At 71.0% G+C, this 22,246-nt stretch carries 22 protein-coding genes and 1 tRNA gene; 7 read left to right on the top strand and 16 right to left on the bottom strand.

What is annotated here, in order from left to right:
* Window positions 1–9 precede the first annotated feature (9 nt).
* The gene (locus AC5YDA_RS03900) at window positions 10–351 is read left to right on the top strand and encodes a hypothetical protein (protein ID WP_496192757.1); all 342 of its coding nucleotides are present in this window, start codon (window positions 10–12) and stop codon (window positions 349–351) included.
* On the top strand, window positions 348–569 hold the full coding sequence (locus AC5YDA_RS03895; protein ID WP_496192756.1) for a hypothetical protein: 222 nt from the start codon (window positions 348–350) through the stop codon (window positions 567–569). The genes AC5YDA_RS03900 and AC5YDA_RS03895 overlap by 4 nt, the downstream gene beginning before the upstream one ends.
* Window positions 570–858: 289 nt before the next feature.
* Here the strand turns inward: AC5YDA_RS03895 and AC5YDA_RS03890 are convergent, their stop codons facing one another.
* The 3 genes from AC5YDA_RS03890 to AC5YDA_RS03880 form a co-directional block, all read right to left on the bottom strand.
* Window positions 859–1,467 carry a hypothetical protein gene (locus tag AC5YDA_RS03890; RefSeq protein WP_496192755.1) on the bottom strand — a complete coding sequence of 203 codons (609 nt, stop codon included), beginning with the start codon at window positions 1,465–1,467 and terminating at the stop codon, window positions 859–861.
* Window positions 1,468–1,496: 29 nt separating this feature from the next.
* Complete coding sequence (locus tag AC5YDA_RS03885; protein WP_496192754.1) at window positions 1,497–1,793, bottom strand: DUF6907 domain-containing protein; 297 nt, start codon at window positions 1,791–1,793, stop codon at window positions 1,497–1,499.
* A gap of 102 nt (window positions 1,794–1,895) precedes the next feature.
* A tRNA-Pro gene (locus AC5YDA_RS03880) sits at window positions 1,896–1,969 on the bottom strand.
* A gap of 193 nt (window positions 1,970–2,162) precedes the next feature.
* Between AC5YDA_RS03880 and AC5YDA_RS03875 the strand changes: the two genes are divergently transcribed.
* Together AC5YDA_RS03875 and AC5YDA_RS03870 are read left to right on the top strand one after the other, a co-directional pair.
* Entirely contained in the window at window positions 2,163–2,384 is a 222-nt protein-coding gene (locus tag AC5YDA_RS03875; protein WP_496188651.1) for a hypothetical protein, read from the top strand.
* Window positions 2,385–2,445: 61 nt separating this feature from the next.
* Entirely contained in the window at window positions 2,446–3,060 is a 615-nt protein-coding gene (locus AC5YDA_RS03870) for a class I SAM-dependent methyltransferase (protein ID WP_496188652.1), read from the top strand.
* A gap of 2 nt (window positions 3,061–3,062) precedes the next feature.
* Here AC5YDA_RS03870 and AC5YDA_RS03865 read toward each other — a convergent pair whose 3' ends face one another.
* Genes AC5YDA_RS03865 through AC5YDA_RS03830 form a run of 8 tightly spaced genes read right to left on the bottom strand, consistent with a single transcriptional unit; the run spans window position 3,063 to window position 11,070 of the window.
* Window positions 3,063–4,037, bottom strand: a complete 975-nt coding sequence (locus AC5YDA_RS03865) for an EamA family transporter (protein ID WP_496188653.1) — start codon at window positions 4,035–4,037, stop codon at window positions 3,063–3,065.
* On the bottom strand, window positions 4,037–5,089 hold the full coding sequence (locus AC5YDA_RS03860; protein WP_496188654.1) for an alanine racemase: 1,053 nt from the start codon (window positions 5,087–5,089) through the stop codon (window positions 4,037–4,039). The genes AC5YDA_RS03865 and AC5YDA_RS03860 overlap by 1 nt, the downstream gene beginning before the upstream one ends.
* A 16-nt stretch (window positions 5,090–5,105) precedes the next feature.
* Window positions 5,106–6,392, bottom strand: a complete 1,287-nt coding sequence (locus AC5YDA_RS03855; RefSeq protein WP_496188655.1) for an MFS transporter — start codon at window positions 6,390–6,392, stop codon at window positions 5,106–5,108.
* Window positions 6,392–7,714, bottom strand: coding sequence for a ribosome biogenesis GTPase Der (der, locus tag AC5YDA_RS03850; RefSeq protein WP_496188656.1), 1,323 nt, complete (start codon window positions 7,712–7,714; stop codon window positions 6,392–6,394). Before der ends, AC5YDA_RS03855 begins: the two co-directional genes overlap by 1 nt.
* The gene (gene cmk / locus AC5YDA_RS03845) at window positions 7,711–8,379 is read right to left on the bottom strand and encodes a (d)CMP kinase (protein WP_496188657.1); all 669 of its coding nucleotides are present in this window, start codon (window positions 8,377–8,379) and stop codon (window positions 7,711–7,713) included. The genes der and cmk overlap by 4 nt, the downstream gene beginning before the upstream one ends.
* 37 nt (window positions 8,380–8,416) lie before the next feature.
* Window positions 8,417–9,490 carry a prephenate dehydrogenase gene (locus AC5YDA_RS03840; RefSeq protein WP_496188658.1) on the bottom strand — a complete coding sequence of 358 codons (1,074 nt, stop codon included), beginning with the start codon at window positions 9,488–9,490 and terminating at the stop codon, window positions 8,417–8,419.
* Complete coding sequence (locus AC5YDA_RS03835; RefSeq protein ID WP_496188659.1) at window positions 9,487–9,669, bottom strand: ubiquitin-like protein Pup; 183 nt, start codon at window positions 9,667–9,669, stop codon at window positions 9,487–9,489. The genes AC5YDA_RS03840 and AC5YDA_RS03835 overlap by 4 nt, the downstream gene beginning before the upstream one ends.
* 42 nt (window positions 9,670–9,711) lie before the next feature.
* Window positions 9,712–11,070, bottom strand: a complete 1,359-nt coding sequence (locus tag AC5YDA_RS03830; protein WP_496188660.1) for a proteasome accessory factor PafA2 family protein — start codon at window positions 11,068–11,070, stop codon at window positions 9,712–9,714.
* Between the two features lie 61 nt (window positions 11,071–11,131).
* Here AC5YDA_RS03830 and AC5YDA_RS03825 point away from each other — a divergent pair, with 61 nt between their 5' ends.
* Window positions 11,132–11,551 carry a DUF3054 domain-containing protein gene (locus AC5YDA_RS03825; protein ID WP_496188661.1) on the top strand — a complete coding sequence of 140 codons (420 nt, stop codon included), beginning with the start codon at window positions 11,132–11,134 and terminating at the stop codon, window positions 11,549–11,551.
* 39 nt (window positions 11,552–11,590) lie between these two features.
* On the opposite strand, the gene arc is transcribed toward AC5YDA_RS03825, so the two are convergent.
* The 5 genes from arc to metH are packed head-to-tail and all read right to left on the bottom strand — an operon-like array spanning window position 11,591 to window position 19,819.
* Entirely contained in the window at window positions 11,591–13,186 is a 1,596-nt protein-coding gene (arc, locus tag AC5YDA_RS03820) for a proteasome ATPase (RefSeq protein ID WP_496188662.1), read from the bottom strand.
* Between the two features lie 33 nt (window positions 13,187–13,219).
* Window positions 13,220–14,155, bottom strand: a complete 936-nt coding sequence (locus AC5YDA_RS03815; protein WP_496188663.1) for a tRNA (adenine-N1)-methyltransferase — start codon at window positions 14,153–14,155, stop codon at window positions 13,220–13,222.
* Window positions 14,148–15,644, bottom strand: coding sequence for an ABC transporter substrate-binding protein (locus tag AC5YDA_RS03810; protein ID WP_496188664.1), 1,497 nt, complete (start codon window positions 15,642–15,644; stop codon window positions 14,148–14,150). Before AC5YDA_RS03810 ends, AC5YDA_RS03815 begins: the two co-directional genes overlap by 8 nt.
* Window positions 15,637–16,332, bottom strand: coding sequence for an HAD family hydrolase (locus tag AC5YDA_RS03805; RefSeq protein ID WP_496188665.1), 696 nt, complete (start codon window positions 16,330–16,332; stop codon window positions 15,637–15,639). Before AC5YDA_RS03805 ends, AC5YDA_RS03810 begins: the two co-directional genes overlap by 8 nt.
* A complete protein-coding gene (gene metH / locus AC5YDA_RS03800) occupies window positions 16,322–19,819 on the bottom strand; it encodes a methionine synthase (protein ID WP_496188666.1) in 3,498 nt (1,165 codons plus the stop codon). The genes AC5YDA_RS03805 and metH overlap by 11 nt, the downstream gene beginning before the upstream one ends.
* 85 nt (window positions 19,820–19,904) lie before the next feature.
* On the opposite strand from metH, the gene AC5YDA_RS03795 reads away from it, so the two are divergent.
* Window positions 19,905–20,690, top strand: coding sequence for a PAC2 family protein (locus AC5YDA_RS03795; protein WP_496188667.1), 786 nt, complete (start codon window positions 19,905–19,907; stop codon window positions 20,688–20,690).
* A 58-nt stretch (window positions 20,691–20,748) separates the two neighbouring features.
* The gene (locus tag AC5YDA_RS03790) at window positions 20,749–22,245 is read left to right on the top strand and encodes a carboxyl transferase domain-containing protein (RefSeq protein WP_496192753.1); all 1,497 of its coding nucleotides are present in this window, start codon (window positions 20,749–20,751) and stop codon (window positions 22,243–22,245) included.
* The last annotated feature ends 1 nt before the right edge of the window (window position 22,246 follow it).

Raw genomic sequence — 22,246 nt, 5'->3', positions numbered from 1 at the left:
GAAGCACCGATGACGAAGTCCAAGACACCGGGCGGACTCGGGACGGCCGGCGCCACACTGTGGAAGGCCATCACCGCCGATTTCGAGCTGGCCGAGCACGAGTTGGCCCAGCTCGAGGAAGCCTGCCGGACACGTGACCTGCTGGGCCGCCTGCGCGCCGAGCTGGACGCCTCGCCCGTCATGCTGGAGAGCTCGCAAGGCATGCGGCTGCACCCGGCCGTTGCCGAGCTGCGACAGCAACGCCTGACCCTAGCCCGCCTGCTCGCCACGCTCGGTGTCCCGGGTCTGGAGGAGGACAGCTTGCCCGCATCCCGTGGCGTCCGGGGCGTCTACACGGGCGGCCGGGTATGAGGCGCCGCCCCCGAGAGGACCCCGAGGCCCAGCGCGTCCCGATCAAGCTGCGCCGGTTCACCCCCGACGACTGGCCCGGGGCGACCGTCATGCGGCAATGCTGGGCGTGGAGCGCAGCAGTGGACGCCTACGCCGAAGCTCACCCCGAGGTGGACGTCCAAGCCCACATCGAGAACCCCGGAGAACTGCCATGGAACCCCGAGGTCGACCCGCCCTGACCCGTCAAGGGTCCGTCTGTTGGGTTCAACGGACGTATAGGCGTAGCGCCGGGTAGGTGCCTGATGCCCGGGGGCAGGGGGTCCCTGCCAGGGGTGCCAGCGCGCCGCACGCGAGACCACGAGCGACGACCGGAGCGCGGGCCGGTGCGTGGTGCTGTCCACTGTTGCGCGTCCGTCTGCGCTGACCTCCTCGGGCACACTGGACAGCGAGACGCCCCGACCCACTTGCTTTGGGTCGGGGCGTCGTCGTCTGGCCTCAGTAGTGCTTAGGGCATCGTCCTTGAGGCCGTCAGGCTGGCCGAATGTCTACGAGTCCATCGACGCTGACCACGTACTCAGCTTCCTGCCGACCCCCGACGCTGGCCAACAGGTACCACGGGTCAACCGTCGCCACCCATACGCGGGAGTCGAGACCGTACATGTCCCGGTTCCTGGTGTTGAACCACTCGGCCACATCACGGGAGCCTGTCCACGACATGCACTCCCGGTACTCGACGGGCGCCCCCCGATACAAGGTCAACGGCGCCTTGGGCCGCGACGCCGGTTCCCCATCGTGCCGGTACCCCGACCAATCAAACAGCTGTTCCCACTCCCAAGAATCGAGCATCCGGGATGGGTACTCCGCCATCGACCACACGTCACCCACGAGCCCCGCGGCATCGTCGGGGAGTAGGTCGAGCTCGAACAGCTGCATGAACACGTTCACGGCCGGGACGCGCCCCACCGTCACGAGGAGAGACAGCGTTTCGTCCTTGTCCGTGAGCCCGTGCGCCCGCACCCACTCGACCGCCCCGGCAACCTTGGCATCCTGCGCGGCCAAATGCTGCTCGACAGACTGCTCCTGCGTCATGGCGCCCGCGGTGAGCTTGGGCACGTCTTGGAACACGTGTTCAGCCATGCTGTCTAACCTCAAGTCCCTCTCGTTCGTCATGGGTTCATACTCTGGTTGACCAGCGCCGCGGCCTCGACCAGCGCCGCCGCGAACGCGCGTGCCTGGGCCGGCGTCAGGTTGTCCGCGTTCGGGGACTCGACGTAGACCCCCGCTGACACCTCGCCCTCGCCCTGCCAGACTTCGGCCGCGACCCAGTACGGGGCATCGGCGTCCGTGGTGACGTGACGGTGGACGGTGACGACGCTGGCGTCGTCGTCGCCGAGGATCGTGTGGTGGTCGCCCATGCACCAGGGAGGGCACGTGGTGGTGGTGGTGAGTGTGTTGGTGTTCATCGGTGCGTTCCCTTCGTTGGGAGCGTCACGCCTACTGTGCGGTTACCGTGCAAGGCCCGGCCTGCCGGGAGCGATTCACGCTCCCACTAGGCCGAACACCCGTCGGGCTGACAGGATTTGAACCTGCGACCCCTTGACCCCCAGTCAAGTGCGCTACCAAGCTGCGCTACAGCCCGCCTGTGGCCCGCTTTGGGAGCTCGGCCACGGCGATGAACATTACACCAAGGGCCGCCCTGTTGCGGAATCGTCCAGGGTGTGGCGCACCGGGCCCGAGGCCCTTGCCGCCCCAACGAGTCCTTGACAAGCAGAGACGTCGAAACCATGCTGAATCTCATCGGACCTTGGCGTCCGCCATGGAGGAGGGAGACGATGACAGACCGCACTCTGGACCCTCGAGACGACCGTCTCGACGACGACGCTCCGCGCGACCCGGTCACGGACGTGGCCGAGCCGGTGGTCGATCTCGACGCACTCACCCACGAGGAGGCCGAAGGCGAGGAATCCTCTGACGACAAGTACATCCAAGTGATCGACGGACGCCCCGAGACCCTGGGCTTCGAGAAGAAGGGCTCCCCTGCCGGCGAGTCCTGACCGGCGCCGACCAACAACCGAACGGCACCCCAACCGATCCGGGCGGTGGCACGATGGCCCCATGGCAACTGACTTCGATGCCGCCGCCCGGATGTGGGACACCCCGGACAAGATCGCGCGTTCCGCACGGATCGCCGATGCGATCGCCGAGGCCGTCCCCCTCGACCCGACATGGAGCGGCTTCGAGTTCGGCTGCGGCACCGGACAGTTGACGTGGCAGCTCGGCGACCGCGTGGGTCACGTGACGCTCGCCGACGTGTCCGAGGCCATGCTCCAGGTGGCACGGGAGCACACCGCCAGCGATCCCGACCGGTACGTGGTCGTCCACCACGACCTCTCCGGGGCCCCTCTTCCCTACGCGGTGGACCTGGCCTACTCAGCCATGACACTCCACCACATCCCTGACACGCATGCCGTGCTCCGCAACCTGACGCAGACGGTCAAGCCGGGCGGCTGGGTCGCTCTGGCCGACCTGGACTCCGACCCCGCCAACCACTTCCACGACGACGACTTCGACGGACACCACGGTGTCGACCGCCACGCGGTGGTCGCTGCCCTGGCGGAGCTCGGCTATGCGGACGTGAGCGAACGAACCGCCGCCCGCATCAGCAAGGACAAGCACGGCGAGACCCACGAGTTCGACGTCTTCCTCGTCACCGGCCGCCGCGGCGCCTGACCTCAGGTCTTCTGCGCCGCCGCTTCCTGGGGCACCTCCACGATGGTCGTGGGACGCGCGCGCGTGGTGTCGCGGAGGTTGCCCGCCTGCACCGCCGCGACGCCGCCCAGCAACACCGTGCCCCCGAGCAACTGCACCGGGCCGGGCAGTTCACCCAGCAGCAGCCACGCCCACAGGACGGCGAACACCACCTCGGTGAGCCCCACGAAGCTGGCCACGGTCGGCCCGAGCCTGCGCGCGGCCACGAACCCCGAGACGTACGCCAGGGCAGCGGCGAACACCGCCAACTCCAGCAGGGGGACCCACCACGACAGGGACGTCCCGAAGATGAGGACGTCCTGGGTCGTGGCGTGCAGCGGGACGAGACCGACCAGCCCGGCGAGCAGGAGCGCCAGCGCGCCCACCGCCAGCCCCGCGGCGACGAATGCCACCGGGGGAATGTCCGCGGTCTGCGCGGAGACGATGAAGTAGACGGCCATGCCGGTCGCGGCGAAGAGCCCCCAGGCCACGCCGCGGAGGTCGGCGGAGGCGAGGTGGGCCGGGTTCAGGATGACCGCCAGTCCGACGACGGCCACGACCATGCCGGTGAGCGTCATCGGGCCGGGCCGCCGCTTGGTCCTGGCCCACACGTACAGCACGACGATCACGACCCCGAGGTATTCCAACAGGAGCGCGACGCCGACCTCGATGTAGGTGATCGCGTTGAAGTAGGCCACCTGGACGGCCGCGCCGCCCAGGAGACCGTACGCCATGATCGGACGCCACTTGTCCCTCAGCAGGTGCCAGCGCCCGCGCAGGGCCAGGGCGCCCGGGAAGGCGAGCAGACTCGCCGCGAGCCCCAGCCGCACGATGACGGCCGCCGCCGGTGACCAGCCCGCCTCGAGCAGCGGACGGGCGAACGACCCCGACGTGGCGAAGAGCGCCGCCGAGACGAGCGCGACCGCCAGCCCGACCGCGCGGTTGCCGGGCCGGTCCATCAGGCGTTCATTCCCCGCGCTGCGACCGCCCAGCGATCCACGAAGCGCCCACCCTCCAACACCGCGTACTCGTCCACCAGGTTCACCGCGTTGCAGGCGTGGTTCGGCACGACCCGCACGGTGGAACCGAGTGGGGGCAACGGCGCTCCGCCCAGGTCGGCGACGGCGTGGTGTTCGGACAGGATGACGATCCTCGCGTCGGGGTGGTCGAGCAGCCGCCCGAAGCCGGACGCCCAAGGCGGACGATCCGCCCCCAGCACCTTCGAGCCGGAGTCGAGCACCAGGCGCCCGCCCGCGTGGCTGACGACGGTCGCGTGGCAGGTCAGCGCGATCTGCTCGGGTGTGCAGGCCCCCAGCTCCCACTGCTGGGCATCGTTGAACACGTAGACGCCGGGGCGGGTCTCGGTGAGGCCCTCCCCCGTCGCGGCGAGGCTGGGGCTCGAGCCACCGGAGACGACCTCGGCGACCAGCCCGGCAGCCTCGACCGAGGCCGCGGCGGACGCCAGCGCCTCGGCCTCCTGCGCAGCGGCCGCCGCGCGCCCGGACGGGGCGTAGCTGTGGCCCGGGAAGGTGAAGACGCCCACGACGTCCAGCCCCGCCTCTGCGGCACGGGCGGCCAGGACCCCGGCGTCCGTGGGCGCCACCCCGGAGCGGTGGTGCCCCGAGTCGACCTCGACCAGCGCGGTGGCTCCGGTTCCGACCAGCAGCCGAGCTGCCTCCCAGGAGTCGAAACCGACCCGGACGGTGGCGCGCTCGGTCAGCCGCTGGAGGCGCCTCCTGCGATCCTCGTCGAGCCACACCGGATAGGCGATGAACAGGTCGTCGAAGCCGGACTGGGCGAAGACCTCCGCCTCGCCGACCGTGGCGACGGTGACACCGGCGACCCCGGCGTCCTCCTGACGGTGGGCGATCTCAGGACTCTTGTGGGTCTTGACGTGCGGTCGCAGTCGGAGCCCACGATCGTCCGCCCACGCGGCCACCCGTTCGATGTTGGCCTCGAGCACGGTGGCGTCGATGGCCAGGAAGGGCGTGGACGGCAGGGACGACGGCATGCGCCCACCGTAGCCCTCAGGCCGAGGCCGGCGCTGCTGCAGACGGCAGGCGGTAACGGCCGAAGGCCGGGTGGGCGATCGCGGCGATGGCGAGGCCGGCCAGGACGAGGACGCCCCCACCGATGGTGGCGCCGGCCGTGCCGACGATGGCGGCGGCACCACCGTGCGCCACATCGGCGATGCGCGGCCCCCCGACCACCACGATGATGAAGATCCCCTGCAGCCGACCTCGTACCGCGTCGTCGGCCGCGGCCAGCAGGATCGACTGGCGGAACGCGGCCGAGGCCATGTCGGCGGCACCCGCGGCAGCCAGTGCCGCCACACCCAGGGCCAACATGACCGGGATGTTGAGGTGGGCCAGGCCGACGGCCACGCCGAAGACCACGATCGCGACACCCCAGGCGGCGATGCACCACAGGACGGCCGCGCCGGTGCGCCTGACGCGGGAGACCCACCCGCTGAACACCCCGCCCACGACAGCGCCGGCCGGGATCGCCGCGTAGAGCAGGGCGAACGCCAGGCCGCCCTCGGTCGGTCCGCCGAAGTCGAGGTTCGCGATCTGTGGGAACAGCGCCCGTGGCATGCCGAACACCATGGCGATGAGGTCGACCACGAAGGACATCATCAGGATCGGGTGGAACCGCAGGTAGGCCAGCCCGTCGACGATGCTGCGCAGGCCCGGGGGCTTCGTGGCCGCCCCCCGGACGGGCAGCGGGGGCAGTGCCAGCACGGCCCACAACGTCGCGAACAGGAAGAGCGTGTCGATCCCGTACAGCCAGGCGAAGCCGAGCACGGGAATCAGCGCACCACCCACCAGGGGGCCGGCGATCGCTCCGGCCGACAGGACCGTCATGCTCAGGGCGTTGGCCGAGGCGAGCTGGTTGGCCGGCAGGAGGGCGGGCAGGATCGCCTGGCGTGCCGGCTGGTTGATGGCGAAGAAGGCCTGCTGCAGGGCGAAGACCGTCAGCAACGCCCAGACGTTGGTGTCCGCCCGCGCCGCCAGCACCGTGAAGAGTCCCGAGGTCACGATGAGCCCGGTCGTCGTGCCGATGAGCAGGGTGCGGCGGTCCATGTGGTCGGCCAGCGCCCCACCCCACAGCCCGAACACGACCAGCGGCACGAGGCCGAACAGGCCGGTGAGGCCGACCATCGCCGAGGAGTGCGTGAGCGACCAGATCTGTGCCGGGACGGCGACCACGGTCAACTGGGCGCCGACCACGGTGATGATGTTCGCCACCCACAGCCGTCGGAACGCCGGTGTCCGCAGTGGGCGGGTGTCGGCGAAGAGGGACCTCAGCTGCACTAGCGGCTGCGCTTCTCTCGGGCTCGGACCTCCACGTTGACGGGCGTGCCCACGAAGCCGAACTCCTCGCGCAGGCGACGCTCCACGAAGCGCTCGTACTGGGGGTCGAACTTGCCCGAGGTGAACAGCACGAAGGTCGGCGGGCAGTTCTGGGCCTGGGTCCCGAAGAGGATGCGGGGCTGTTTGCCGGAGCGCACCGGATGCGGGTGGGCGGCGGCGACGCGTCCCAGGAAGGAGTTGAGGTTGCCGGTCGACACACGGGTCTCCCAACCCTCGAGGGCGGCGTCCACCGCCTTCTTGAGCTTGTCGACGTTGCGGCCGGTCAGCGCCGAGATGTTGACGTGCGGCGCCCACCCGAAGGCGTGGATGTCCCGCTCGATCTCCCGCTCGAGGTAGCGTCGCCGCTCGTCGTCGGTGAGGTCCCACTTGTTGTAGGCGATCACCATCGCCTTGCCGGCGTCCTCGACCATCGACAGGATCTTGAGGTCCTGGTCCGAGATGGTCTCCGAGGCGTCGATGACCACGATGCAGACCTCGGCCCGCTCGACGGCCTGTTGCGTGCGCAACGAGGCGTAGTACTCGTGGCCCGACGCCTCCTTGACGCGGCGGCGCAGGCCGGCCGTGTCGATGAACCGGTACACCTCGCCACCCAGCTCGACGAGCTCGTCCACCGGGTCGACGGTCGTGCCGGATGCGTTGTCCACCACGGAGCGCTGGTGGCCGGACAGCTTGTTCAGCAGGGAACTCTTCCCGACGTTGGGCTTGCCCACGATCGCGATCCGTCGGGGTCCACCGACCTCGTCGTACGTGGCGGCGGGGGCCTCGGGCAGGGCGGCGAGGACGGCGTCCAGCAGGTCACCCGAGCCGCGTCCGTGCAGCGCGGAGACGGGGAACGGCTCACCCAGTCCGAGGTTCCACATCGCGGCGGCCTCGGCCTCGAGGCGCTGGTCGTCCACCTTGTTCGCGGCGAGGACGACCGGCTTGCCCGAACGGCGCAGGACGCGGACCACGGCCTCGTCCTCGTCGGTGACGCCGACGGTGGCGTCCACGACGAAGAGGACGGCGTCCGCCGCCCCGATCGCCAACTCGGCCTGCTCGGCGATACGCGCCGCCATGCCTTCCGCGTCACTGACCCAGCCGCCGGTGTCGACGATGATGAAGTCGCGCCCGTTCCAGGACGCGTCGTAGCTCACCCGGTCGCGGGTCACGCCGGGCAGGTCCTGCACGACGGCCTCACGGCGTCCGATGATGCGGTTCACCATCTGGGACTTGCCCACGTTGGGGCGCCCCACGACGGCGAGGACTGGCTTGATCTGGGTCACTTGATCTCCTTGGCGAGGGCGACGATGGTGTCGACGACCTCGTCGAACGACAGGTCGGAGGTGTCGAGGTGTTGGACGCCCTCGGCTGCGGTCTGGAAGTCCACCAGCTTGGAGTCGTCGGCGTCCCGGCGCAGCACCTGGTCGCGCAACTGGTCCTGGTCGACGCGCCCGCCCATCTCACCGCCGCGCCGGGCCAACCGCACCTCGGGGGCGGCGGTCAGCAGCAGGCGCAGGTCGGCGTCCGGGTAGACGACGGTGGTGATGTCACGGCCCTCGGCGACGCAGCCGCGGGGATCGGCGTCCATGAGGGCACGCTGGCGCCGGACGAGGTCGGCCCGGCACTCGGGGATGGTCGAGACCGCCGACACGTTCCGTGCCGTGCGCGGCTCGCGGATGTCGCGCGTGACATCCCGCCCGTTGACCCGCACCCACGGGTCGTCGGGATCGAGGCTGATCTCGATGGCGGCACCGGTGGTGGCGGCGATGACGCCCGGCCCGTCCTCCGGGCTCACCCCCGCATCGAGGAACGCCACGGCGACGGCCCGGTACATGGCACCCGTGTCGAGGTACGACAGGTCCAGTCGCCGTGCGACCTCGCGGGCGGTCGACGACTTCCCGGACCCACTGGGCCCATCGATGGCGATCACGAGGCGGTCGGCTGGCACCGGGGCAGTCTACCGGCCGGTGGGCCACTGGTTCGCCTCAAGCGGTGGGTCGCACCGTCCAGCCGGCCGCGACCATGGCGTCCGTGAGGGGGGCGGCAGCCGCACGCTCGACGTGCAGGGCCAACCAGCCGCGCTCGGCGTGGGTGTCGTGGGCGATGTTCACGTCCTCGACGTTGACGCCGGCCGCCTCGACGTCCGCGAACAGGCGCGCGAGCGATCCCGGGGCGTCCGGGATCTCGACGACCACCTCGGCCCAGTCCGCCGGCACGGAGCCGTGCTTGCCGGGCAGCGTGCGGGTGCCCTCACGCCCACGGGCGAGGAAGGCCTCCACCGCATCCGGGTCGTCGATCACGTCGATCAGCCGTCCCAGGCCGGCGTGCAACTCCTGCAACTCGATGCGCAGGGCACGGTGGTTGGCGGAGATGATCTGCCGCCACAGCTTGGGATCGCCGCCCGCGATGCGGGTGACGTCGCGCAGCCCCTGGCCGGCGAGCCGGAGATGCTCGGCGGGCAGGTCGAGCAGTGCACCGGCGACCAGCGCGCTCATCAGCTGCGGCACGTGGGACACCTGTCCGACGGCCTCGTCGTGGTGTTGCGCCGCCATCGTGGCGAGACGGGCGCCGCAGAGTTCGGCGAGCTTGCGGACCACCAGGACCGATTGCGCCGCCGAGGTGTCGTGCGGGGTGATCACCCACGTGCGGTTCTCGAAGAGGTCGGCGCGCGCGGTGAGGGGGCCGTCCTTCTGGGAGCCGGCCATCGGGTGCGAGCCGCAGTAGCGGGCCAGATCGGCACCCGTCGCGCGCAGCGCGGACAGCACGACGCCCTTGACCGAACCCACATCGGTGATCGTGGCGTCCGGGAAGCGTTGGAGCGACTCGAAGATCACCCCGGCCAGGGCCTGGGGCGGCGTCGCGACCACGATCAGGCGGACGGCGTCCGGGTCCACGGGTTCCACCGTCCCCGCACCGCGGGAGGCGGCCACGAGGGCGTGGGAGCGGTGCTTGTCCTCCAGGTGGACCTCGACCCCGGCCCGGGTGAGCGCCATGGCGACGGAGGCGCCGACGAGCCCGGATCCGATCACGAGGGCCGGGCTGAGGTTGACTTCGATCACTGGCCACCCTTTTGGACGAATCCCCTGACGTACTCCTCGGCGTCCGACTCCAGGACGAGGTCGATCTCGTCGAGCAGGGCGTCGAGCTCCTCGACCTGGTGCTGCGCCGTCGTGAGGGGCTCGGTCACGTCCTCACGCTGCGTGGACGTGCCGCGTTGACGCTGGATGCGCTCGCTCATCGGTCCCTCCCGGTCGTGGCCTCGGACAAGTCTACCGGCGTGTCAGCCGCGGGAGTGCCACCGGACGAGGCCATCGACCCCCAGACCGCGAGGAGGGTCGCTGTGGCCGAAGGGATCCGGCATCCGCAGCGGATGGAGAGAGCCCCCCGTGTCGCGCACGAGGAGGGAGTCCCAGCCGGCCGCCACGACGTGGTGGCCATGGTCGGTGATCCACCGGCCGCGCGTGACCGCGCGGGTTCCCGCGGGCGGGGCCAGCATGGCGGACGCCACCGCTTCCTGGTCCGGGCCGGGTCGGAGGCGTCCGGCCCGCTGGAGCCTGGCCACGATGGAGGACTCCCCCAGTTCGGCCCAGGCCAGGTCCACCTGGGCCAGCTTGGGATGGTCCCAGGCGAGGCCGTCACGCCTCCGGTACCCCGCCAGCAAAGCCTGCTTGGCCGCCCAGTCGACCCGGTCGGCGAGCCTGTCCGGCGAGTCGAGGTCGTCGAGTACCGAGGCCCATGCAGCCAGGATCGCCACCGCCTCGGGGAACTCCACACGCTCGGCGAACGCGCCCGCCGCGGCCCACACCTCACCTTGCACCTCCCGGGCCGTGGCAGTGCGGCCGTCCGCCAGCGGCAGCGGGGTCGCCAGGGTCAGGTCGCGGCTGACCGTGCGGAACGCTGCCACCGGGTCGGCCAGCCCGACCGTCGGGAGCATCCCTTCCTCCAGAGCGGCGAGGCTGAGCCCGAGCACCCCGAGCTTGAGCCAGGTGGCGAACGGGGAACGGGTGGCATCCCCGGCGATGACGTGCAGCCGACGCCAGTCGCGCGGTAGCGCGTGCGGTTCGTCACGGGTGTTGACGATCCCCCGGCGCTGGGTCGTGTCCAGGCCGACGACGCGTTCGAAGAAGTCGGCACGCTGGGACAGTTGGTATCCCGGCCGCTCCGAGGCCGGCCCCAGCCCGACGCGTCCGGCCCCACCGAGGACGACCCGCGTCACCAACAGGGCGGGCAACGCGGCCGCGACGTCCTCCCACGCGGTCGAGCGGCGCAGCAGGTAGTTCTCGTGATAGCCGTAGCTCTGGCCCTTGCCGTCGGTGTTGTTCTTGAAGACGCGGACCGGCGTCCCCAGGGCGTCCGACACGGACGCCGCGGCCTCGGCCACGATGCGGTCGCCCGCCAACTCGTACGTCAGGGCGTCGCTGGGCGAGGTCGTCTCGGGCGTGCAGTACTCAGGGTGCGCGTGGTCGACGTAGAAGCGCGCGCCGTTGCCCAGCATGCGGTGACGGGAGTCCTCGACCACCGGCGTGGCCGCCACCCCGCAGGCCTCGACGACGAGCGCCGACAGCGCGTGGGCGTCGAGATCAGGCCGTCCGGGCGCCGCGATGCCGTACTCGGTCTCGGTCCCCAGGAGCAACGGCATGCGGGCATTGTGTCAGCCGGCCGCTACGCTGACCGGCATCGAGCTACCTGTAAGGGGTGTCATGGGCCGCATCGTTGCGATCATCGCCGACCTGCTCCTGGTTCTGGCGTTCGCCATCATCGGACGCGCCTCACACGCGGAGGCACTCGACCTCGACGGCATCCAGCGCACCGCGCTGCCCTTCCTGGCGGGCACCCTGATGGCGTGGATCGGCTTCCTGCTCAAGCGGCACCGGGGCACGACGGTGCTCAACGGCGTCTTCGTCTGGGCCATGACCGTGGTGCTCGGCATCCTCTTCCGCCTGCTGTTGGGCGACACCGCGGAGTTCGCGTTCATTGTCGTGACCATGCTCGTCCTGGCGGTCTTCCTCATCGGGTGGCGCGCCGTCCTCCACCTCGTGCGCCGCAGCCGGCCGGCACGGGCCAGGGCGAAGGATCCGCGTCGTTCCGGGAACCCCGCCAAGCGCAGCGCCGGGAAGTAGCCGACGACCTCGGCCGGCCCGCCCCGTGCACCGCTCACCTCACGTGTCGAGGGCCCTGATCCCCTGGGACGACCCGCCGCCGAGGGTCCGCATGAAGACGATCCGCTCCCCTCGGCGCCCGGACAACTTCGCCCAGTCGTCGGGATTGGTCGTGTTCGGCAGGTCCTCGTTCTGGGTGACCTCCGCCCTGACCGCGGCGAGCACGTGGGATCTCCGGACGCCGCGCTGCCCGCCCTCCAGCAGCTCCTTGATGGCCGCCTTCTTCGCCCGCGCAGCGATGTTGGCGAGCATGGCGCCGGAGGCGAAGTCGCCGACGTAGAGCACTTCGTGCTGGCCGCTGGCATAGGTGACCTCGACGAACCGGTTGTCGTCGCTCTCGGCATAGAGCTCGGCGACGGCGTCCTCGATGACGGAGGCGCGCAGGGCCTGGGTACCGCCCGCCCGCTCAGACTCCTCCCCGTTCCATGGCGTCTCATCGGTCAGCGAGAGCCCCAAGATCTCTGACGCGCCCGCTCGGGAGGGACGGTCGAGGCGGATCTTCACGTCGAGGCGACCGGGCCGCAGGATGGCCGGGTCGATGAGGTCCTCCCGGTTGGTGGCGCCGATCACGATGACGTTGGCCAGGGACTCCACCCCGTCGATCTCCGCCAGCAGCTGGGGGACGATGGTGGATTCGACGTCCGAGCTCACGCCCGAGCCGCGCGTGCGGAAGAGCGAATCCATCTCGTCGAAGAACACGATGACCGGACGCCCGGCCTCGGCGACCTCACGGGCCCGGGCGAACGTGAGCCGGATCTGCCGCTCGGTCTCCCCGACGTACTTGTTGAGCAGCTCGGGGCCCTTGATGTTCAGGAACGACGAACCCACCGAGTTCGCCACCGCCTTGGCCACCATCGTCTTGCCACAGCCCGGCGGACCGTACAACAGGACGCCCTTCGGCGCGGCCAGCCCGAACTCGGTGAACAGTTCCCGGTGCCGGAACGGCAGCTCCACCGCGTCACGGACTTGGGCGATCTGCCCCTCGAGGCCGCCGATGTCGGACCACTGGACGTCCGGCACCTCCTCCAGGGTGAGTTCCTCCACATCGGTGCGGTCGACGCGCCCCCAGGCGACCAACGCGCGCCGATCGGCCAGGAGGGACTCCCCCGGTGTGAGTTCGGCACCGGCCAGACCGGAGGCCAGCGCCACGACGATCTCCTCGTCGTTGGCTCCCGTGACGAGGGCGGATGCGCCATCGAGCTGTTCGCGCACCCGGACGACCTCGCCGGCCGGCCGGTGCTCGGCCAGCCCGACGACCACGTGGGCCTCGTTCACCAGGACGCCCGCGCCCACGGCCAGGCGCTCGAGGTCGACGACCTCGGGGGCCACTGCGGCGCGCAGCCACCGGCCCCCCACGTGGACGTCCGCCAACCCGGCCTCGGGGAGCCCCACCACGAGGCCGAACTGCTGGGGCGGGAGCGCCAGCACGGCCACCTGCTCGCGCAGGGCGAGCAACTGATCCCGCGCCTCACGCAGCGTGGCATTCAGCTTGTCGTTGTGCTGGGCCAGCGCCCGAGCATCGGAGCGCGCCTGCGCGAGGCGCCGCTCGGCCATCTCGAGCCGGCGCTCGGCGTCGGGGCTGACGACTCCATCCATGCTCGCAGCCTAGCCACCGGCGCTGACACAGGCTCAGGCTTCGGGTGTCTCCGGCTCCGCCGGCTCCGACAGGGGCAGGCCCAACCCGGCGGGACGCGGCCCGGTGTAGTCGGCGCCGTACGCGCCCGGTGCCGGCCGCCGCTTCTTGCGGGGGGCCTGGTGCCCCGGCGCGAGGCGGCGGCTGAACATCAGGAACCCGGTGTGCCCGGACGTGGCGTGCCCCGGCCGGATCGCCAGGCCCTCGGCGTGCCAGTCACGCGCGGTGTACTCCTTCAGGACCGGTTCGGTGAAGCCGCCGTGGGTGCGGAGCGTGTCGGCGGTCCGGCCCAACTGCGTGGCGGTCGCCACGTAGCAGCACAGGACCCCACCCGGGACGAGCCGCTCGGACACGGCGTCGATGCAATCCCAGGGTGCGAGCATGTCGAGGATCACGCGATCCACCTCCTCGGGCCCGATCACCTCGGCGAGGTCCCCCAGCCGGACCTCCCACGTCTCCGGCTCCTCGCCGTAGAAGGTGCGAACGTTCCGGCGCGCGACCTCGGCGAACTCGGGACGGCGCTCATAGCTCCAGAGGCGTCCGGTGGGACCCAGCGCACGCAACAGCGCCAGCGACAGGGCGCCCGAGCCGACGCCCGCCTCGAGGACGCGGGCGCCCGGGAAGATGTCGGTCTGCATGAGGATGTGCGCGGCGTCCTTGGGGTAGATGACCGCGGCTTGGCGGGGCATCGACACCATCACGTCGTGGAGCAGCGGTCGGAACACCAGGAACTCCGCCCCGCCGACCGAGACGGCCACGACGCCCTCCGGCCCGCCGATGAGGTCATCGTGGGGGATGCCGCCCTTGGTCGTGTGGAACACACCCCCCGCACGCAACTTGACGGTGTGCCGCTTGCCCTTGGCGTCGCTCAGCACCACGCGCTCGCCCTCCGCGAGGGGACCGGTGGTGTTCGGGTGGACGGGATCAATCACGCAGGCTCCAGAGTCCGAGTTGCCAGGCGGGGCCGAAGGGTTGGCCCTGCAGGGTGGTGCCGGGTCCGAGCAGCATCGTCTCGGGCCCGACCGAGAGGGGGAGGATGGTGAGGTCGACCGCGGCCTGTTGCTGGATCTCCGCGAGGAGCGCGAGGCGCGTGGCGGGATCCGGCGTCTCGCGGGCACTCTGCACGAGGCCGTCGATCTTGGCCTGCGAGCCCGGCAGCGCATCGTCGACGTAGAGCTGCAGCCACCCGTAGGCGGTGTTCACCCAGGCCGGGCGGTCGGTGAGCAGGAGGTCGGTGTCGGAGGCGTCCGGTACCAGCTGGACCGACATGCCCGCGCTCACCTCCAACCGATCCCGCAGCACCGCCGCACGGTCGCGCGCGCCGGGGGCCCGGGACGGGTAGCCGAGCGTCAGCCGCAACCGCTGGCCCCCCAGGTCCGGCATGGCGCCCGAGCCGCCTGCGGGGAAGGAGTCCACCGAGCCCTCCACCTCGGGGGGCACGATGGACGTCAGCGTGCGGTCCGGCTGCAGGGCCACGGCCACGGCCGAACGCACCGCCGGGTCGTCGCGGAACCGCGAGGAGGGCTGGAACACCAGCCTCTGGACTCGCGCACCGGGCAGGTCGGTGCGCGTGAAACCGGACTGGGTGCGTCCCTGGTTCGCGTTCATCTCGGACCTGAGTCGTTCGAGGGCGGACGGCGACAGGCTGCGCCACACCACGTCCGTCGTCCCGTCGGCCACGGCCTTCTCCGCGGCGGCCGAGTCCGCGGCGTAGGACAGGCGAATCTCCTCGATGACACCGGTCAGCGCGCCCCGGTAATCCTGGAACCGCTCGAAGACGAGGTGGTCGGGCGCGGTGGTGACGAGCTCATAGGGGCCCGACCCGACGACCTGCGCCTCGGTGGGGCGCACCGCGTCCGGGTCGTACAGTTCCTCGTCCACGATGCTCGCCGCGGGCGTGGCCAGGGCGTGTCCGAACTGCGTGTCGGCGTACTTGAGCACGAACCTGACGGTCTGGTCGTCGACCAACTCCACCCGCTCCAGGGAGTCGAACAGCTGGATCGAGCTCCCGGGCACGCTGAGGCGGTAGGCCCGTTCGATGCTGAACTTCACGTCCGACGCGGTGAGCGCGTGGCCGTTGTGAAAGGTCAGGCCGGGTGGGAGATCGCACTCGTACGTGGTCGCGGAGGTGTAGAGGCAGTCGCGGGCCAGGTCGGGCTTGAGCTCGGCGACCCGGGGGTGCACGACCATGAGGCGGCTGAACGCGTTGAGCGCGACGATCGCGTCCGCGCCGGTGGTCGCGGCGGCCGGATCGAAGGTCGTCGGGGCCTCCGTGGTGGTCACGGTGAACGGCCTCGGCTGGGGCGTGGGCGACGCCGACGCGAGGGGGGCGTCGGCGGCAGGCGCGGGGTCCCGTGGCGGCAGGCCGGTGCAGCCCACCAGCACGCCGGCGGCAGCGAGGAGGGCCAGGACCCTACGCATCGCGCAACTCGCGCCAGTGGTCCCCCACCTCGGCCAGCGTCAGGCCCGACAGGGTCGACACGAGCCGGCGCCGGGTCGCCGGGGCGATCTCCTGCTCGAACGGGATGCCCAGGGTCGCCAGCCCGGCGCGCTCCGCCGAGGTGGTACCGGGGATGGAGTCCTCCAGCGCCAGGCAGTCACGAACCTCGAGACCCAGCCGCCCCACCGCCACCAGGTACGGCTCGGGTCCCGGCTTGCCCTCGGTCACCATGTCGCCGCCGACCACCACCTCGTAGGGATGGCTGTCCAGACCCGCGAGGATGGTCTCGAGCACGCTGACGAACGTGGCTGAGACCAACGCCTGACGGACGCCGGCCGCCGCGGCCGCGTCCAGCAACGCGCGTGCGCCGGGACGGAACTCGACGCCCTGACGTTGCATGTCCTCCAGGGCGTAGTCGTTCAGGACCTGGGCGTACTCGTCCGGATCGGCGTCGGTCCTCCCCGCGATCCGCATCAGGGTGAGCGCACTGTCGCGCAGCGACAGGCCCGTCATCGACTTCTGGTCCGCGGGGGTGAGGGTCGCCCCCCACTCGGTGGCCAGGCGGCGTTCGGCCGCGTGCCAGGACTTCTCGGAGTCGACGAGGGTTCCGTCGAAGTCCCACAGGAGGGCGACCGGCAGGTCGACGCCGGGGGTGAGGTCAGCGGGCATTGAAGTACTTGGCCTCCGGGTGGTGGACGACGAGTGCGTCGGTGGATTGCTCGGGGTGCAGCTGCAACTCCTCGCTCAGCACCACGCCGATGCGCTCGGGCTCCAGCAGCGCCACCAGCTTGGCACGATCCGTCAGGTCGGGGCAGGCCGGGTAACCGAAGCTGTACCGGGAGCCCCGGTAGGCCTGGTCGCGGATCATGGCGTCCACATCGGCGTCGCCCTGGCCGGTCAGCCCGAGATCCTCCCGGACCCGGGCGTGCCACATCTCCGCGAGCGCCTCGGTGAGCTGCACCGACAACCCGTGCAGTTCGAGGTAGTCGCGGTAGGCGTGCTCGGCGAAGAGCCGGGAGGTCTCCTCCGCCACGCGGGATCCCATGGTCACCAACTGGAACGAGATGACGTCCGGGCCGAGCTCGGCGGCCTCCTCGGCATCCCGGAAGAAGTCGGCCAGGCAGAGGCGCTTGTCGCGCGACTGCCGCGGGAACAGGAACCGGGTGAGCTCGCGGGACGGGTCGTCCGGGTCCCCGATGATGAGGGTGTTGCCCTCGGAGTGGCACGGCCAGTACCCGTAGGTCACCGCGAACTCCGCCAGGCCGTCCGTGGCGATCCGGTCGAGCCAGGCGCGCAGGCGCGGCAGCCCTTCGGTCTCGACGAGCTCCTCGTACGTGGTGCCCTCGCCACCGGCGCTGCCGCGCGTCCCGCGCAGGCCCCACTGGCCCATGAAGGTGGCCCGGTGGTCGAGCCAGCCGGTCACGTCGGCCAACTTGATGCCCTTGACGACGCGGCTGCCCCAGAACGGCGGGGTGGGCACGTCGATGCGCCGGGCAACGTCCGAGCGGGCGGTGTCGGCGTACAGGTCGGGGTCGACCTCCTCCTGGCGGGTCCGGGCCTTCACCTTGCGCTCGCGGGGCGCGGGCAGCGCCTCCTGCTCACCGCGCTTGACGGCCATGACCTGGTCCATGAGGGTGAGGCCCTCGAACGCGTCGCGGGCGTACCGGACCTCGCCCTCGAAGAGGGAGTTGAGATCCTGCTCGACGTACGCCCGGGTGAGCGCGGCGCCACCCAACAGGACGGGCTTGTCGATGAGGCCCTTGGCGTTCAGCTCGAGAAGGTTGTCCTTCATCACGACGGTCGACTTCACCAGCAGCCCGGACATGCCGATGGCGTCCGCGTTGTGCGCGACGGCAGCCTCGATGATGGTGCCGACGGGCTGCTTGATGCCCAGGTTGACCACGGTGTAGCCGTTGTTGGTGAGGATGATGTCGACGAGGTTCTTGCCGATGTCGTGGACGTCGCCCTTGACCGTGGCCAGGACGATGGTGCCCTTGCCCTCGGTGTCGGACTTCTCCATGTGCGGCTCGAGGTGGGCGACCGACTTCTTCATCACCTCGGCCGAGGCGAGGACGAACGGCAACTGCATCTGCCCGGAACCGAAGAGCTCGCCGACCGTCTTCATGCCGGCCAGGAGGTCGTCGTTGACGATGTCGAGGGCGGGCTTGGACGCCAGGGCTTCGTCCAGGTCCTCGACCAGGCCCTTGTCGTCGGCGTCCACGATGCGGCGCTGGAGTCGCTCCGACAACGGCAGGGCGGCCAGTTCGGCGGCGCGCGTCTCCTTGGCGTCGGCGGTCGTCACGCCCTCGAACAACTCGAGGAAGGTGGAGAGCGGGTCGTAGCCCTCCCGACGACGGTCGTAGACCATGTCGAGGGCGACCTCGCGCTGCTCCTCGGGGATCCGCGCCATCGGCAGGATCTTGGACGGGTGCACGATCGCCGAGCTCAGGCCGGCCTCGACGCACTCGTTGAGGAACACCGAGTTCAGCACGATGCGGGCGGCCGGGTTGAGACCGAAGCTCACGTTGCTGACGCCCAGGGTGGTCTGCACGTCGGGATACGTCGTGGTGATGCGACGGATCGCCTCGATCGTCTCCAACGCGTCGCGGCGCGTCTCCTCCTGGCCGGTGCCGATGGGGAAGGTCAGGCAGTCGACGATGATGTCGGACGTCCGCAGGCCCCAGTTCTCGGTGAGGTCCGTGATGAGTCGCTCGGCGACCCGGACCTTCCAGTCGGCGGTGCGGGCCTGGCCCTCCTCGTCGATGGTCAGGGCGACCACCGCGGCACCGTGCTCCTTGACGACCGGCATGACGCGGGCGAAGCGGCTGGTGGGTCCGTCGCCGTCCTCGTAGTTGACCGAGTTGATGACGCAGCGGCCACCGAGGGATTCCAGGCCGGCCTCGATGACCTCCGGCTCGGTCGAGTCGAGCATGATCGGCAGCGGCACGGCCGTGTTCAGGCGGGTCGCCAGCTCACGCATGTCAACGGTGCCGTCGCGACCGACGTAGTCGGTGCACAGGTCCAGCAGGTGGGCGCCCTCACGGGACTGCCCCTTGGCGATGTCGACGCATTCGTCCCACTTGCCGGCGAGCATCGCCTCCCGGAAGGCCTTGGAACCGTTCGCGTTGGTGCGCTCACCGACGCTCAGGTAGGAGGTGTCCTGCCGCAGCGGGGTCTCGGCGTACAGGCTCGAGACGGACGCCACACCCTCCGGCCGGCGGGGTGAGAGCGGTCGACCGCCCACGGACTCGGCGAGTTGGCGGATGTGCTCGGGCGTGGTGCCGCAGCAGCCACCGACGAGCGCCAGCCCGAACTCACCCACGTACTGCGTGAGGGTGGCGGTGAACTCCTCCGGGCCGAGCGGGTAGTGGGCGCCATCCTTCGTGAGCTCCGGAAGGCCGGCGTTGGGCATGCACGCGACGCCGATCCTCGCGAACCGGGACAGGTGCCGCAGGTGCTCGCTCATCTCGGTGGGCCCGGTGGCGCAGTTCAGCCCGATGACGTCGACGCCGAGCGGCTCCAACGCGGTGAGCGCCGCACCGATCTCGGAACCCATCAGCATCGTGCCGGTGGTCTCCACCGTCACGTTGACCAGGATCGGCAGGTCGACACCGGCTTCGGCCATGGCACGCTTGGCGCCCACGATCGCCGCCTTGGACTGCAGCAGGTCCTGGCAGGTCTCGACCTGGAAGGCATCCACGCCGCCGCGGATCATCGCCGCGGCCTGGGTCTGGTAGCCGTCGCGGATCGTCGCGTACGGGAGGTGCCCGAGGCTGGGCAGCTTCGTGCCGGGGCCCATCGAGCCCAGGACCCAACGCGGCCGGTCAGGGGTGGACGCCGCATCCGCGGCCCTGCGGGCGATGCGCGCGCCGGCCTCGGACAGCTCGGCGATGCGCTCGGGGATGTCGTACTCCCCCAGAGCGGCGAGGTTGGCCCCGAAGGTGTTGGTCTCGACGGCGTCGGCGCCGGCGTCGAGGTAGGCGGCGTGGATGGCCTCGACCACATCGGGGCGGGTGACGTTGAGGATCTCGTTGCAGCCCTCGAGGCCGGCGAAGTCACCCTCGACGGAGAGGTCGTAGCCCTGCAGCATCGTCCCCATGCCCCCGTCGGCGACGACGACGCGGGTGGACAGTGCTGTTCTCAGGTCTAGGGTCACCGAGACAGAATAGGCGACCCTTCACCACCGCCCGGAACGGGCCCGCCTCCTGAGCGGGAGACGACGGCGCGCTAGGGTGGCACGCATGGTTACGACGCGCCTGACAGACCTGCGTCGTCCGGTCGTGTTGTTCGCCTTCAGCGGCTGGAACGACGCCGGTGACGCCGCCACCGGCGTCATCGACCATCTGACCGACAGCTACGAGACCGAGTTCGCCTTCCAGCTCGATCCGGACGACTACTACGTGCTGACCGAGAACAGGCCCGTGCTCGTGCGCCAGGACAACGGCGAGCGGTCAGTCCAGTGGGCCACCACGGAGGTCCTCGTCGCCCACCTGCCCGAGCAGGACCTGGTGCTGGTCAACGGCCCCGAACCGAACCTCCGGTGGAAGGCCTTCTGCACGGCGCTGGTCTCGGCCTTCCGGTCGATCCGCCCCGAGCGCGTGATCGCCATGGGCGCCATGCTGGCGGACGCCCCGCACAGCCGGGGGGTCCCGGTGTCGGAGGACGGGACGGACTACGAGGGGCCGACCGGAATCGTGGGCGCACTCGCGCAGGCATGTCGGGACGCCGGCCTGACGACGACCAGCCTGTGGGCGTCCGTCCCCCACTACGTGGCCGAGCCACCCAACCCGAAGGCGACGCTGGCCCTGCTGCGCCGCGTGGGCGAGTTCCTCGACGCTCCGCTGGACGAGCACGACCTGCCGCAGATGGCGGCGACCTGGGAGACCCGGGTCAACGAGCTCGTCGGCGACGACCCCGACATCGTGGAGTACGTCGCCGGCCTCGAGCAGCGTTACGACACCGCCGAGGCCACCGGCGACGAGATCGCCTACGAGTTCGAGCGCTACCTGCGCCGGCGCGGCCGCTGAGGGTCGCCCGTCCCCGCCGAGCGGGCTACCCTCGGGGCAAACGACCCCTGGGGGACCGATGGCACGCCTGTCCGTTGTCGACCTGCTGTCGACCGTCTTCGACCACGTGGTGCACTGGGAGTTGCCGGTCGACGACCCCGCCATCACCGCCGGCTACCGAGCCGAGTTGGAGTCGGCCCGCGCGCGGACCGGCCGCGACGAGTCCATCCTCGCCGGCGAGGGGATGCTCCGTGGACGCCGTGTCGCCTGGGTCGCGGGCGACCCGGCCTTCCTGCTCGGCTCGATCGGCATCGCCGCCGGCGTCCGCCTCACCGCCGCCCTCGAACGAGCCACGGCCGAGCGCCTGCCCGTCATCGGGTTCCCGGTGGGCGGCGGCACCCGCATGCAGGAAGGCACCGTCGCGTTCCTGCAGATGGTGAAGATCACGGGCGCCGTCATGGCGCACAAGGCCGAGGACCTCCCCTACCTGGTCTACCTGCGCCACCCCACGATGGGCGGCGTCTTCGCCTCCTGGGGGTCGCTCGGCCACGTGACGCTGGCGGAGCCGGGCGCCCTGGTCGGCTTCCTGGGGCCGCGCGTCTACGAGGCGTTGTACGGGGAGGCGTTCCCCACCGGGGTGCAGTTGTCGGACAACCTCGCCGAGCGCGGCGTCATCGACGCGATCTGCCCGCCGGAGGCGCTGGGCGAGGCCCTCGATCGCCTGCTGACCGTGCTGTTGGCCCGCACCGAGACCGGGCTCACGTCCGAAGCGAACGCGGTCGCACCCGCCGACGCAGCCCCCGTCCTCCTGCCGGACGTGCCCGCCTGGGAGTCGGTGCTCCGGACCCGGCGGGGCGACCGACCGGGCGTCCGTGAGCTGCTTGCGATGGCGGCCACGGACGTGACCATGCTGAACGGCACGGGCGACGGTGAGTCGGACCCGGGCTCGGTGCTGGCGCTGGCCCGCTTCGGTGAGGCCCCGTGCGTCGTCGTCGGCCAGGACCGCTTGCGGCAGGACGAGCCCCTCGGCCCGGCCGCCCTGCGCGAGGTGCGGCGCGGGATCCGGCTGGCCCGCGAGCTGCGACTGCCCCTGGTGAGCGTGATCGACACCCCTGGTGCCGCCTTGTCGAAGGAGGCCGAGGAACGCGGCATCGCGCCCGAGATCGCCCGCACGCTCAGCGAACTGTTGACTCTGCCGACCCCGACCGTGAGCCTGCTCATGGGCCAGGGGGCCGGCGGCATCGCTTTGGCCCTCAACCCCGCCGACCGGGTCCTGGCCAGCCAGCACGCCTGGTTGGCGCCTCTCCCGCCCGAGGGGGCGTCCGCGATCATGCACAGGACCACCGAGCGCGCCGCCGAGGTGGCCACGCTGCAGGGGATCCGTTCCGTCGATCTGCTGGCGGCCGGGATCGTTGACCGTGTCGTCCCGGAGCCGGACGATCCGGCGTCCGATGCCGAGGCCTTCTGCGGCGCGCTCGGCGCGGCCCTGCGCGAGGAACTGCTCCGGGTGATGGCGGTGCCCCGCGAGGAGCGTCGGGCCGCACGGGCCCGGCGCTACCGCGAACTGGGCACCTGAG

The organism is Propioniciclava sp. LT294, from assembly GCF_059516005.1.
The sequence above is the reverse complement of the archived record's forward strand: the minus strand, read 5'-3'. Positions and strand labels throughout refer to the sequence as shown.

Coding starts and splice junctions, on each gene's coding strand:
- AC5YDA_RS03900 (WP_496192757.1), top strand. CDS start 10: ATGACGAAGTCCAAGACACCGGGCGGACTCGGGACGGCCGGCGCCACA.
- AC5YDA_RS03895 (WP_496192756.1), top strand. CDS start 348: ATGAGGCGCCGCCCCCGAGAGGACCCCGAGGCCCAGCGCGTCCCGATC.
- AC5YDA_RS03890 (WP_496192755.1), bottom strand. CDS start 1,467: ATGGCTGAACACGTGTTCCAAGACGTGCCCAAGCTCACCGCGGGCGCC.
- AC5YDA_RS03885 (WP_496192754.1), bottom strand. CDS start 1,793: ATGAACACCAACACACTCACCACCACCACCACGTGCCCTCCCTGGTGC.
- AC5YDA_RS03875 (WP_496188651.1), top strand. CDS start 2,163: ATGACAGACCGCACTCTGGACCCTCGAGACGACCGTCTCGACGACGAC.
- AC5YDA_RS03870 (WP_496188652.1), top strand. CDS start 2,446: ATGGCAACTGACTTCGATGCCGCCGCCCGGATGTGGGACACCCCGGAC.
- AC5YDA_RS03865 (WP_496188653.1), bottom strand. CDS start 4,037: ATGGACCGGCCCGGCAACCGCGCGGTCGGGCTGGCGGTCGCGCTCGTC.
- AC5YDA_RS03860 (WP_496188654.1), bottom strand. CDS start 5,089: ATGCCGTCGTCCCTGCCGTCCACGCCCTTCCTGGCCATCGACGCCACC.
- AC5YDA_RS03835 (WP_496188659.1), bottom strand. CDS start 9,669: ATGAGCGAGCGCATCCAGCGTCAACGCGGCACGTCCACGCAGCGTGAG.
- AC5YDA_RS03830 (WP_496188660.1), bottom strand. CDS start 11,070: ATGCCGTTGCTCCTGGGGACCGAGACCGAGTACGGCATCGCGGCGCCC.
- AC5YDA_RS03825 (WP_496188661.1), top strand. CDS start 11,132: ATGGGCCGCATCGTTGCGATCATCGCCGACCTGCTCCTGGTTCTGGCG.
- arc (WP_496188662.1), bottom strand. CDS start 13,186: ATGGATGGAGTCGTCAGCCCCGACGCCGAGCGCCGGCTCGAGATGGCC.
- AC5YDA_RS03810 (WP_496188664.1), bottom strand. CDS start 15,644: ATGCGTAGGGTCCTGGCCCTCCTCGCTGCCGCCGGCGTGCTGGTGGGC.
- AC5YDA_RS03805 (WP_496188665.1), bottom strand. CDS start 16,332: ATGCCCGCTGACCTCACCCCCGGCGTCGACCTGCCGGTCGCCCTCCTG.
- AC5YDA_RS03795 (WP_496188667.1), top strand. CDS start 19,905: ATGGTTACGACGCGCCTGACAGACCTGCGTCGTCCGGTCGTGTTGTTC.
- AC5YDA_RS03790 (WP_496192753.1), top strand. CDS start 20,749: ATGGCACGCCTGTCCGTTGTCGACCTGCTGTCGACCGTCTTCGACCAC.